The organism is Achromobacter spanius, assembly GCF_039673305.1.
Classification (GTDB): Bacteria; Pseudomonadota; Gammaproteobacteria; order Burkholderiales; family Burkholderiaceae_B; genus Achromobacter; species Achromobacter spanius_F.
Window position 1 is genome coordinate 19,896 of sequence record NZ_JBDJLJ010000061.1, and the last position, 12,788, is coordinate 32,683.

Below are 12,788 nucleotides of genomic sequence, written 5' to 3' on the forward strand. Positions count from 1 at the left end.
GCCGGGATCCCGCGGCGGCTAGCGCCTTGCGCGCAGGCTGACCTGCATCCGGGCATTGCGCATCGCCGCGTCCCGCTGGCGGCGCGCATTGCCGCCCGCCAGCGCCAGCACCACGGCAAAGCCCACGGTGTAGGCCAGCACGTCCCACCAGTCGGGCACGCTGCCCAGCACGACGCGCAATACCGGCTGTTCAATGCGCCAGCCGAAATGCCGGGCCAGATACTGGCCCAGTTCCACCGCATAGCCCGTGAACAGCGCCGCCAGGGCCAAAGGCAGCACGCCCGCCCGGATGAAGCTGCGGTACAGCAGGTACGCCCAGCCCACCGCCACCACGTCGCCCACGAAGCCGCGCAGGAAGGGATAGGGTGCGCCCAGGGTGGCGATGGCCGCCAGCACGGCCGTCACGGCGAGCAGGGCGGCGAATGCGCGCCCGTTGAAAGTCAGGGTCATTGAACCAGCAGTCGTAAATAGTGAAACAGGGGCGCACGCCGGTCCGGGCGCGCGCCGGGTCCTCGCGCGCGGCCGGCAGGGCCGCGCCACGGGCAGGGTACTAGAAAAGCACGAGGAGCCCCCAAACCGGCCTGCCTTGGGCGTACCATTGACCGACCCAGACCACGCGCGGAAAGGGCGCCGTCCCGCCCCGCACTAGCCACTCATGCTGCAGCCTGTCTCGGCCTCCACCGACCTGCCGGCCGACCCGCCGCCGGCGGACCCCGCCCCCGTCCTGCAGGTCAGCACGCTTTCCCCCTTTGCCTTTCCCGCGTTCCGCATCATCTGGATCGCGAACCTCTTCGCCAACCTGGGCACCTGGGCGCAGTCCGTCGCCGCCGCCTGGATCATCACCACCGAGCAGAGCAGCCCCCTGATGGTCGCCATGATCCAGGTGGCCGCGGCGTTCCCGCTGGTGGCGCTGTCCATCCTGACCGGCGTGCTGGCGGACAACTACGACCGCCGCAAGGTCATGCTGACCGGCATGCTGCTGGAGCTGGCCGGCGGCATATTCATCACCGTGCTGGCCTTTGCCGGGCTGCTGCATCCCATTACGCTGATCGCATCCGTGTTCTGCATCGCGATCGGCAGCGCCATCGTCACCCCCGCCTGGCAGGCGGCCGTCGGCGAGCAGGTGCCGCGCGCCCACATCGGCAGCGCGGTGCTGCTCAACAGCGTGAACTTCAACGTGGCGCGCGCCGTGGGCCCGGCCATCGGCGGCCTGCTGCTGGGCGCCATGGGCGCCTCCTGGGTCTTCCTGCTGAACTGCTTCTGCTACGGCAGCCTGATCTGGGCGATCTGGCGCTGGAAGCGCGACCTGCCCGTGCGCCGCCTGCCCCCCGAAGGCCTCTTCGAGGGCGTCGTGGCGGCGCTGCGCTACACCCAGCATTCCACCGTGACGCGCGTGGTGATGCTGCGGTCGTTCGCCTTCGGACTGTCGGCCAGCGCGCTGTGGGCGCTGCTGCCGCTGCTGGCGCACGAACACGAAGGCGGCAGCGCGCTGCTGTACGGCTACATGCTGGGCGCGCTGGGCGTGGGCGCCATCCTGGGCAGCGCGCTGGTGCGCCGCGCCCGGGCCGCCTGGGGCGCCAGCGGACTGATCAGCGTGGCGGCCGCCGCGCTGGCCGCCTGCCTGCTGGCGCTGGGCCTGACCGACACCCTGTGGGTGGCATTCCCGGCGCTCCTGATATCGGGCGCCTGCTGGATCGGCGTACTGGCCACGTACAACACCACCGTCCAGCTGCTCGTGCCCGACTGGGTGAAGGCGCGCGCGCTGGCGCTCTACCAGACCGCGATCTTCGGCGGCCTGGCGGCCGGCTCGTTCATGTGGGGCCATTTCGCCGGGACCATGGGCGTGTCCGGCGCGCTGTCCGCCGCCGGCATCATGCTGGGCGTGACCGTCGCGCTGCTGTACCGGTCGCGGCTGCCGGAACACGTGGACACGCAATCGCTGGCGCGCGCCGACGATGCCGAGCCCGCCATGGCCGCGGCGGGCTTCAACACCCAGCACGGCGCGGTGCTGGTGGCGGTGGAATACCTGATCAACCAGGACAAGCTGGCGGCGCTGATCCATGCCGCCCGGCCGCTGCGGCTGCTGCGGCTGCGCAACGGCGCGCAGCAGTGGCAGCTGTTCCGCGACCTGGAGCGCGAAGGCGTCTGGCGCGAAGTCTTCCTGGTGGAAAGCTGGATGCAGTACCTGCGCATGATCGACCGCATGACGCTGGCCGACAAGATGGTGCTGGACGAGGTGCGCGCGCTGCATGCGGGCGACCAGCCGCCGGTGGTGTCGCGCAACGTCAGCTATCTGGCCATGAACGAAGCGCAGGGGTTCTCGCTGCGCCGCAATCCCGAATCCCTATGACCCGCGAGGTCCGTCCATGCTTACCTCACTCTGGCGCAACTGGCGGACGTCGCGGCACGACGGGCCGCAGCTGGACGTCATCCTGTCCAACGCCGATCCGCAGGCCCCGCTGGCCGAGCGCAACCTGTGGATGGTGGACCTTTGCCGCTGGCTGAACCGCCCGGGCCAGGGGCCGGCGCCGGAACCCGGCCAAGATCCCCGTCACGCGCGCCTGCGCTATGCGCTGCAGGTGCTGGAGCGCAACCCCGCGCTGGCCGCCCGTGTCGCGGCCACGCTGCGCTCGCTGCTGGCCGACAATGACCCCACCTCGCTGCTTTGCGATACCGGCGTCGCGTCGCAACCCGGCTTCTGGGGCGAATTCTGGCACCGCGTGCTGGCGCGCCTGCTGCCGCCGCCACCCAATCGCGGGGACATGTCGGGCCTCTTCACGCTTTTGTTCCGCGGCGCGGGCGATGCCCAATGGATCGAGTCGCTGGACGATGCGACGCTGGCGCGGATCAGCGAGCTGCTGCGCCTGGGAGATGGCCAGGCGCCAGCGGGCGCCGCGCCGCCGGACGCGCTTGCCCTGCGGCTGGAACAGGCGCTGACCACCAGCATGCAGGTGCTGGTCAGCCAGGTGCGCGCAACCGGTCTCGGCCGGGACATCCGCTCGCGCCTGCCGGGGCGGGTGGACGATACGCCGTTCTTCCCGCTGGAGGCTGCGGCGGCGGATCTCTTCGGCAGCCCCCCGGATGCGCCGCGCGACGTCTTCGGCCAGCGCCTGAACGTATTCCGGGCCAGGCTGGACGACTGCCGCGCCGCCGGCGATGCCGTGTACGAAGAGCTCAAGCGCAACGGCGTGGCGGTGGACATCGTGTACCAGATCGAGGGCATGAAGACGCGGCTGGCGCGCATCGAACTGCTGCTGGGCGTGTGGATCGACCCCACGCAGCGCCACAAATACGCGCATCTCATCGCGGAGCTGATCCGGTCCACCCAGGCGCGCGGCAGCATCCGGCACCTGGCGGCCTCATCGCTCGCCCAGCTGGCGCGCCGCGTGATGGACCGCAGCGCGGAAACCGGCGAACACTACATCGCCCGCGACGCGCTGGAGTACCTGGACATGCTGAAGGCCTCCCTGGGCGGCGGCTTCGTTGTGGCGATCACGGTCTACCTGAAGTTCTTCATCACGTCGCTGCACCTGGACAAGTTCCTTGAAGGCCTGCTCAACGCGCTCAACTACGCGGGCTGCTTTCTCGTGATCCAGTTTGCGCACTTCACGCTGGCCACCAAGCAGCCGGCGATGACGGGCCCCGCGCTCGCCCGCCGGCTGGACGCGGCCTACACGCCCGAAGGCCGGGAGGCCTTCGTCGACGACACGCTGTCGATGGTGCGCTCGAACGCGGCGGCGATCCTGGGCAATCTGGCCGTGGTGTTTCCGCTGGCCTGGGCGATCCAATGGGTTGCCATGCGGATGCTGGAGCAGCCCCTGATCGATGCCGACAAGGCGCGCGACACCCTGGATTCGCTGTCCTTCTGGGGTCCGACGCCCCTCTATGCGGCCCTGACCGGCGCGCTGATCTGGCTGTCCAGCCTGATTGCCGGCTGGGCCGACAACTGGTTCGCGCTGCATCGCGTGCATGACGTGCTGGCCTACGGACGCCGCACGCGCCAGCTCCTGGGCGAGCGCGGCGCGGTGCGCTGGGCGGGCTTCTGGCGGCGCAACGTTTCGCAGATCGCCGCCAACGTATCGCTGGGCCTGATGCTGGGCCTCGGGCCGGCCATCGTGAGCGCCCTGGGCTCGACCATGGAAGTGCGGCACGTGACGCTCAGTGCCGGTCAGGTCGCGGCCGCGCTCGCCACGCTGGGCTGGGAGCTCGTGCACACGCAGGCGTTCTGGCTGGCGGTGGCAGGCACCGCGGCGACGGGCGCGCTCAATGTGATCGTGAGCTTCGCGCTGGCCTTCAACGTGGCGATGGCGTCGCGCGACATGCGCCGCGATGATCGCGCGTCGCTGACCGCCGGCGTGCGCAGGCGCATCCTGCGCCGTCCCGCGGCCTTGTTCTGGCCGCTCAAGCCGCGGCCGGCGCCCGCGCAGCCTTGAAGGGGGACGCGGCGGCGCTCAGAACGTGATGGTGGCGGTGATGACGTCCTTGTAGGCCCCGGGCCGCGGCGTGGCCTGCGCCGGCACGCGGCCATACACCGTGAACGTCTGGTTGGCGCCTGTGCCCACGCCCGCCCGCGGCGCGCCCCCGGAGGCATCGCCCCACACGGTCGCGTAGGCGGCGTCCTGGTACAGCTGGTAGCCGACCGTATCCGCGGCGGTCTCGTGCTTCATTCGGCGCGCCGACACATTGCCGGCGACGGAGCCGCCGTTCAAGGCCACGGAAAAGGCGTTGGCGTTGGTGCACCGGACGGTGATCTGGCTGGACGCCGTGACGGCGCTGGTCAGCGTGCCGCGCGCGGGAAACGCCATGTCCGTCGCGCTGATGGTGCAGTTCTTCTGCACCGTCGCCCTGACCACCAGCGGAATCGTGATCCGCTGGGTGGGCGCCGCCAGGGGGCAGTTCGACAGGCCGGAAAGCAGCCCGAACAGCACGTCCAGCGTGCCGGTGGTGGCGTAGGTCTCGCTGTAGGGCGTATTGGCGTTGCCCACGGTCGGCACCGAGGACTGGCCACCGGGAATCTTGCCGTAGAACCGGAAGGTGGTCGACACGTTGCCGCCCCCCAGCAGCGGCCCGGTGAGCGTGACGGATGTGGGCTGGCCCGCGGTCGCCGCGCCCCAGACCTGGCTGCGGGCGGGATCCGTATACAGGTTGTAGTTCATCCGGTTCGTGCCCGCCCCCATGGCGCGGGCCGCGACCGACGGGCTGGTGTTGCCCACGCCCAGGCTGAAACACAACCGCGCGCCGATGGCCAGGATCGTGAAGTTGCAGGTCACGGCGATCTGTCCGCCGTCGTTCACCGTATCCCCGGGCAACAGCGGATTGACCGTGCCGAAGTCCATGGTGCCCGTGGTGCCGGCGCCCAGCGTGCAACTGCTCGCCTGCGCCGGTCCCGCATACCCGGCGACGCACGCCGCGGCCAGCAACAGGGCGGCGCGCATGGCCGCCCTCATGGTTGCCGCCGCGCAAGCGGCTCGCAGACGAACGGCCCCAGCGTGGGCATCGGATCGCTGTCCGAATGCGTGTAGTCGAATTCGACCACGCACGACACGCCGCTGCCTTTGACGCGCAGGCGGTTGTGCGCCGCCAGGTCCTCCACGAACGTCAGGCCCTCGTATCCCACCACGGAATGATTGCCGCTTTCGACGTGCGCAACCTCGGCGCCCACCGGCAGGAAGTCGCCGTCCGGCGTGGTCAGGATGACGGAGGCGGCGGCATACTTTTCCACCTGGAACTTGGCCAGCACGCCTGACCCGCCCTGAGGCACGACCACCGTCCTGGTGGAGTCCAGCCGCACGTCGACGGGCAGGTCCTCCGGGTCGATGGCGATGCGGTTGGTCTGATACGAGTTCAGGTCCGGCACCAGCAGATAGCCGCTGCCGTTGGTCCTGCCCAGCTTGCGGTTTTCGTGCAGCACCGCCACGTCCGGCGTGCCGTCGGTCGACACCAGCGCAAAGCTGTCATTGATGCGCCGCGACGGAATCACCGTGCCGTCCATCAGCACCAGCGAGCCCGTCGCCTGCGCCGAGGCCTGCGTCCGGCCCCCGTAATCCTGCACCATGCCCGCGACCAGCCCGTAGCGGCCCAGGTATTGCACCTGGCCCTGGTTGACCTGCATGCCGCCGGTGCGGCCGTTCTGCACCGCCCAGCCCCAACCGCCCTCGTACGGCACGCTGCTTTGCGCGCTGACGCTGTACGTGTCGTCGCCCGCCTGCCTGCCCACCGACGCGCCGACCTGCGTGCGGTCTCCCAGCATCAGCGACAGGCCGAGGAACACGCCTTGCGAATTCGACTGGGAAAAGTCCTTGTACGCGCTCAGGGTCATGACAACCCGGCTGTGCAGATTGGCCGTGTAGGTGGCGGACCCCAGCTTGGCCATCGGCACGTCCGGCATGCGGTAGCCGATGTAGCTCACGGCCACGCTTTGCGACCGCCCCAGGGGCATCGCCACCGTTATCCGCTCGGTCTGGCGCGGCACCGGCGCGTCCTCGCGCGAACCCAGGTCGCCGTAGTCGCCGATCAGCCGGGTGGCCTGGGTGTCGATGCTGAATTCCGGCCGCACATACTGGTACCCCAGGCTGACCTGGGCGCCGGAATGGCTGCCCGCGCTGCCTGACAGCGCCCCGCTCACCACGCCCGCCTGCCCCAGCTTCACCAGCGCGCCCGCGCCGGCGTTGTACAGGCCCGGGCCCGCCTCGGTATGCCCTTCCAGGGTCAGGTCGTCGGTATAGCCATAGCGCCCCGAGGCGGTCAGCACGGGCTTGCTGTCGTAGTCGAATGACCGCAGGCTGAACTGGCGCCGCACGAAACCCGCCTCGACCGACCAACTGGACAGCCCGGCCGCCAGCATCCGGGGGTCGACATAAAGCGGCACCGACGTGCTGACGGTGCGGCCCAAAGCGTCGCGCGTGATCAGCGTGGCCTGCCCGGCGCCGGTGATGCCGGGGATCTGGTTGACCACGAACGGCCCCGGCGGCACGCTGCCCGAAAACTGCTGCACGCCGTTGATGTACAGCGACACCGACGACGGCACGACGGACGAGGAACTCAGCGACGACACCGGGAAGGTCACCAGGTCCGGCCGCAACGCGAAGTTCCTGCCCCACTGGATGCCGGCCACCCGCACCGAGCGCGACCAGTTCAGCGACGACGTGATCGTGTCGCCCAGGCGCAGGGTCTGCAGGGTTTCCTGGTCGGAGTGCGACCAATACGTGTCGTAGCGCACGTAGCGGTCCGCGCTGCCGCCCAGGTATCCCGTGCCCGAATTGCTGAACACGCCGTAGGAATCGAAATAGCGCTGCTCGGAGTAGAGCGCCACCCGGTAGTCGTAGTCGGTCTGCGCGTAGGCGTCGTAGTTCAGCACCAGGCCGCGGCCGGCGGCGGCCATGGGCGTGTCCGGCAGGCCCCGCGTATCCACCTCGTACGGCACACGCAGGTTGTCGGGCAGCACGATATCGACGGATTGCGCCGCTGGGTTGTAGGCATAGCGCAGACCCGCCACGGCGTCCAGGCTGACCTCGCGCGTGTCCGCCGCGCCGAGCTTGGACAGGTCCACGCCGATGGAACGCAGCGCCGCGCCGCTGACGGACAGCCGGCCGTGCGCGTCCCGAAAGCGGAGCAGTTGGGAAGTATTGGCGCCGTTGATGCTGACCTCCAGGAAAACGTCGCGCTCGGCGCTGCTGCCGAACGAGACCAGTTGATCGGGCGTATCCGCCGCCAGGGCCGGCGCACCCAGCAAGAAGAGTGCGAGGCACCAGGCGCGTTGCCCGCGGGAACGGGTAGCGCGCACCGCCATAGGCTGCCTTTCTCTGGTTGCCGGCTGGCCCAGGGGCGCGCCGGAACGCGGTCATGCGGTCAATGCGGGGTCACGGTGACCATGTCGCCGTTGATCAGGGCCCTGATCCGCACGGGGCCGGCGGCATTCTGCCTGGCGGGAATGCTCCACTCCCGCTTGCGGTTGGCCAGCGCATAGCCCAGCAGCCCCTCCAGTTCCGCGACCGGCTTGCCTGCCGAATTCAGGATCTGCAGCGCGGCAACCTGCGCGTAGCGGCTTCCGGTGTTGGACACGCGCACCACCCAGGAACCGCCGGCGCGCTCCACGCGCCAGGCCAGCTCCGGCTCCGGCGACGGGACCGCCCCCGCCACGAACACCGGCACCGAATAGCGCAGGCGAAGCACCACGCCATTGATGGCGGGCGTGGACGGGTCGGGAATTTCGTCGATGATCAGCCGGTAGCCCTTCTGCTGCGGCGGCGTCTCTTTGGACGCGCGCACCAGCCGCACCAGTTGTTCGCCGCCCGGGGGCACCTGGATGATGGGCGGGCTGGCCTGGATGTCGTCCGTGGGAGACAGCACGTCGTCGCCGTCCGCCTGTTCCCAGCCGTAGATGCGCACCTGGCCGTAGATCGGCGTGGCACCGGGGTTGCGCAGCATGATCCCGCTGGCCCCCTGGGCGGGCGCCAACTCCACCAGTACCGGGGAGATCTGCAGCGCGGCTGCCAGGGCCGCGCCGCCCCATCCCGCCAGGGCGGCAAAGAGCAAGGTCCGCACGAACATCCACATCGGACCGCCCCCCCTAGAAGTAGACCGTCGCGGTGACCGTGGAAGAGTAATTGCCGGGCGCCGGCGTCGTCTGCGAGGGCACGACGCCGTTCACCTGGATAGCCGTCGCGGTGCCGGTGCCGGTGCCGCCCACGCGGGACGAGACATCGGTATCGCCCCACACCACGGTCTGGCCGCCGGGCTTGTAGAGCTGGTACGCCACCGTGGCGGTATTGGCGCCCGTGCCGCTCAGGAATCGCTGCGCCTCGGTGGACCCCGTGCCGGTGCCGGCATTGAGGCCGACGGTATAGGGCGTGGTATTGCTGCAGGTCACGGACAGATTGGTATTGCCGGTCACCGCGGAATTCAGCACGCCGTGGCTGCCGAAATTGAGATCGGTGGCGGCAATCACGCAGTTTGCCGCGATGGTCAATGTGACGTTGAAATTGGCGGTGGCGGTCTGGGCGGCCGCAATGCCGGGCGCCGCGCCGGCAAACAAAATGGACAACGCCGCTGCGGGTGATTTCAAGCGGTTCATGAGTGATGCCTCCAGGAAATGCGGTTGCACATTCAATCCTGCTGCGAATTAATCGTACGTCCAAATATTGAAATGCGGCACCAAACAGTTTCTTCTGTTGGCCATTTTTATTACCAATGCTAACGATGCTGCGGAGCAATAGGCCGAAATGCGCCGTGCAATTATCTATGCGAGGCGGTGCAAATTTCAATACACAAACAGTTGTAATTTCATTGACGTGTCGGTTTCATTAAGTGACATAAACGGCCTTTTTGTCCGATCAGATAATTGTTTATCCAGCACACACTGTATTGGCCGATTATTCGAAGCGCGCTTCGCGCATAATCGCGGCATATATTCGGCGCCGCGCGGGATTGCGCGCCCCTCCCGCCCCGGCTGACGAAGCGTTGAAACGCGATGCCGCATTAGAATCAGTGCTCCCCCATTTCGGGCGCGCCCGTCCGGACGCCCTCGCCTCGCCGTCAATCCATGCTTTCGTTCTCCCGCAGCACCGTCTATCCGGCCGGCGTCGGCCTGCCCGCCGCCGAGCGCCTGGGCGCGCTCGTGGCCGTCATGCTGGCCGTCTGCATGGCCAGCCTGGACACGGCAATCGCCAACACCGCGCTGCCCACCATCGCACGCGACCTGCAGGCCAGCGAAGCGGGCTCCATCTGGGTCATCAGCGGCTACCAGCTGGCCATGGTGGCCGGCCTGCTGCCGGCTGCGGCGCTGGGCGAGATCCTGGGGCACCGGCGGATCTACATCGTGGGCCTGGTGATATTCACGCTGTCCTCGCTTGCCAGCGGCCTGGCGCCCTCGCTGCCGACGCTGGTGGCGGCCCGGATCCTGCAGGGGCTCGGCGCGGCGGGGGTCATGAGCGTGAACGGCGCGCTGCTGCGCTTCATCTACCCGTCGCACATGCTGGGCCGCGGCCTGGGGCTCAACGCCATGGTGGTCGGCCTGTCGTTCGCCGGCGGGCCCACCGTGGCCTCGGCGATCCTTCTGCTGGGTTCCTGGCACTGGCTGTTCCTGATCAACTTTCCCATCGGGATCCTGGCCGCGATGCTGGGCCTGCGCGGCCTGCCCGACACCACCCGGGCGCCCCACGGCTTCGACGGCGTGGCCGCGCTGCTGTGCGCCCTGGCGCTGGGCCTGCTGGTGCTTGCCACCAACGAACTCGCGCACGGCGCTCCGTGGCCGCGCGTCGCCCTGGAAGGCGGCATCGCGGCCGCCAGCCTGTGGCTGCTGATGCGCCGGCAGGCCGGCCATCCCGCGCCCATCCTGGCGGTGGACCTGCTGCGCCGGCCCCTGTTCGCCCTGTCGGCCGCCACCGCCGTGTGCGCGTTCGCCGCCCAGGCGCTGGCCTTCGTATCGCTGCCCTTCCTGTTCCAGGCCGTGCTGGGCTACAGCCAGGTGGAAACCGGCTTTCTGATCACGCCCTGGCCGGTGGTGGTGGCCGTGATGGCGCCCATCGCCGGGCGCCTGTCCGACAGCTATCCGGCCGGCATGCTGGGCGGGGTCGGCCTGGCTTTGCTGGCGCTGGGCATGGCGCTGCTGGCGCTGATGCCCGCCGACCCTTCCGTGCTGGACATCTCGTGGCGGATGGCGATCTGCGGCGCCGGATTCGGCTTCTTCCAGTCGCCCAACCTGCGCGCCATCATGACGTCGGCGCCCGCGTCGCGGGCCGGCGGCGCAAGCGGCATGATCGGCACGGTGCGCCTGCTGGGCCAGGCCACGGGCGCCGCCCTGGTCGCCGCCTGCTTCAACGTGTCCACCACGCACGGCGCCATCGCCGCGATGTGGCTGGGCGCCCTGTGCGCCGGACTGGCCTGCATCGCCAGCTTCGCGCGCCTGAAGTTCGACGCCAGCGAACCCGCGCAGGCGCCGGCGTCGCGCTGAACCCGCCGCCCCGCCGGCCACGCCGGCGATAGCGCAACCACGCAACACTGTTGCCGTTCCTTTCGATATATTCGCCCGGCCCAACGACATATTCGTAAGATGTGCAACACCGGCTAAATATTGATTCCGGCCGGGCCGTTGTCCCATTGCAGGCTTGCTGCATCCTGGGACGACGCGTATGACACAGTTTCTGAAAGACATCACCATCCGCCGCATGATCTTGTGCACCTTGCTCTTGATCAGCGCCTTCATCGCCGGCCTGTCGGCCATCAGCGTCAACGGATTGCGAAGCGCGGGCGAAGCGCTCGAGGCCAGCAGCGAACTCCTGCACGAAGTGTCCGCGCTCTCGCGGGTCAATGACCAGATCATGCGCGCGCGCCTCAGGCTGTCGCGCCAGCTGGAATACGCCGCCGAAGGCCAGAAGGACAAGGCGGCCGAAGAGGGCCGCAGCATCGACGCCGCGCTGACCGCGGCAAAGGCCCAGCAAACGCTGTTTATCGAACTGGCCCGCCAGGATGCGCCGCCCGCCGTCCTGGACCCGATGCGCGCCGGCTTCGACGCGCTGGCCGAAGGCATCGCCGTGCAGCGCCAGCATCTGGAGGCCGGCGCCATCGACAAGGCGCGCGCGCATGCGGCGGGACCGGTCGTCACGGCCAGCCGCAGCTTCGGCAAGAGCATGGAGAACTACGAGGCCTACGCCAAGGACCGCGAGACCCAGCTGTGGACGGACGCGCAGGCCAAGCGCCGCCAGGCCTACATCGGCATGGGGGTTGCGCTGACGCTCTGCCTGCTGCTGCTGGTGCTGGGCGACCGCTATGTGGCGCATTTCGTGAAGCGCCCCCTGGATGAGCTCAAGGGCCAGTTCCAGCGCATCGCCGGCGGCGACCTGACCTCGCCGATCGCCCCCTTCGGCAAGAACTGCGTGGGCCAGATCATTCCCTACCTGCAGGAAATGCAGGCCAGCCTGGTGCGCACCGTGCACACGGTGCGCGACGGTGTGGCCGAGATCAACACGGGTTCCAGCGAGATCGCCGCCGGCAACCAGGACCTGTCAAGCCGCACCGAGCAGCAGGCGGCTTCGCTGGAGGAAACCGCCGCCAGCATGGAACAGCTGCTGTCCACCGTGACCAGCAACGCCGAAAACGCCAGGCTCGCCAACGAGATGGCGGCCACCGCGTCCGAAGTGGTCCAGCGCGGCGGCGACGCGGTGCAGGCGGCGGTCAGCACCATGCGCGAGATCGCCCAGGACTCCAGCCGCATCGAGGACATCGTCGGCGTGATCGACGGCATCGCGTTCCAGACCAACATCCTGGCGCTCAACGCGGCGGTGGAAGCCGCCCGGGCGGGCGAAGAGGGCAAGGGCTTCGCCGTCGTGGCCGCCGAGGTCCGGTCGCTGGCGCAGCGCAGCGCCGGCGCCGCCAAGGAGATCAAGCAGCTGCTGGACGCCTCCGGCGCCACGGTGCAGGCGGGCTCCGCGCAGGTCGAGACCGCCGGCCGGACGATGGAGGAAATACTGGCCACCATCGAACGCCTGACGCTGCTGGTCAACGACATCGCGACGGCGTCCAACGAACAGGTGACCGGCATCGACCAGGTCAACACCGCGGTCAACCAGATGGATCAGGTCACGCAGCAGAATGCCGCGCTGGTCGAGGAAGCGGCGGCGGCGGCGTCCTCGCTGGAGACGCAGGCGCAGCGGCTGCAGGGCGCGGTCAGCGCGTTCCGCCTGCCGGCGCAGGGGCTGGCGCAGGCACAGGACCGCAGGCAGGCGCTGCTGCCCGCCTGACGGGCGCGGCGCGCGGGCCTGGCTATTCGCGCACGTAGCACGGGTACAGCG

General features: G+C 69.2%; 9 protein-coding genes. 4 read left to right on the forward strand and 5 right to left on the reverse strand.

Features of this window, described 5'->3' with window-relative positions; translation table 11 throughout:
* Positions 1–18: 18 nt before the first annotated feature.
* Entirely contained in the window at positions 19–450 is a 432-nt protein-coding gene (locus ABE485_RS27040; RefSeq protein WP_346518333.1) for a DUF2809 domain-containing protein, read from the reverse strand.
* A 205-nt stretch (positions 451–655) separates the two neighbouring features.
* Between ABE485_RS27040 and ABE485_RS27045 the strand changes: the two genes are divergently transcribed.
* On the forward strand, positions 656–2,350 hold the full coding sequence (locus ABE485_RS27045; protein ID WP_346518334.1) for an MFS transporter: 1,695 nt from the start codon (positions 656–658) through the stop codon (positions 2,348–2,350).
* Positions 2,351–2,366: 16 nt separating this feature from the next.
* On the forward strand, positions 2,367–4,433 hold the full coding sequence (locus tag ABE485_RS27050; RefSeq protein WP_346518335.1) for a site-specific recombinase: 2,067 nt from the start codon (positions 2,367–2,369) through the stop codon (positions 4,431–4,433).
* Positions 4,434–4,451: 18 nt separating this feature from the next.
* On the opposite strand, the gene ABE485_RS27055 is transcribed toward ABE485_RS27050, so the two are convergent.
* From ABE485_RS27055 to ABE485_RS27070, 4 genes are all read right to left on the reverse strand, one after another.
* Positions 4,452–5,435, reverse strand: a complete 984-nt coding sequence (locus tag ABE485_RS27055) for a Csu type fimbrial protein (protein WP_346518336.1) — start codon at positions 5,433–5,435, stop codon at positions 4,452–4,454.
* An 8-nt stretch (positions 5,436–5,443) separates the two neighbouring features.
* Positions 5,444–7,732 (reverse strand): fimbria/pilus outer membrane usher protein, encoded by a 2,289-nt coding sequence (locus tag ABE485_RS27060; RefSeq protein WP_346518337.1) that lies wholly within the window; start codon positions 7,730–7,732, stop codon positions 5,444–5,446.
* A gap of 116 nt (positions 7,733–7,848) precedes the next feature.
* Positions 7,849–8,550, reverse strand: a complete 702-nt coding sequence (locus ABE485_RS27065) for a fimbrial biogenesis chaperone (protein WP_346518341.1) — start codon at positions 8,548–8,550, stop codon at positions 7,849–7,851.
* Between the two features lie 19 nt (positions 8,551–8,569).
* Positions 8,570–9,073: a Csu type fimbrial protein gene (locus tag ABE485_RS27070; protein WP_346518338.1), complete on the reverse strand. Its 504-nt coding sequence runs from the start codon at positions 9,071–9,073 to the stop codon at positions 8,570–8,572.
* A gap of 468 nt (positions 9,074–9,541) precedes the next feature.
* Between ABE485_RS27070 and ABE485_RS27075 the strand changes: the two genes are divergently transcribed.
* Both ABE485_RS27075 and ABE485_RS27080 read left to right on the forward strand, forming a co-directional pair.
* The gene (locus ABE485_RS27075) at positions 9,542–10,951 is read left to right on the forward strand and encodes an MFS transporter (RefSeq protein ID WP_346518339.1); all 1,410 of its coding nucleotides are present in this window, start codon (positions 9,542–9,544) and stop codon (positions 10,949–10,951) included.
* 178 nt (positions 10,952–11,129) lie between these two features.
* On the forward strand, positions 11,130–12,737 hold the full coding sequence (locus tag ABE485_RS27080; protein ID WP_346518340.1) for a methyl-accepting chemotaxis protein: 1,608 nt from the start codon (positions 11,130–11,132) through the stop codon (positions 12,735–12,737).
* Positions 12,738–12,788 lie beyond the last annotated feature (51 nt).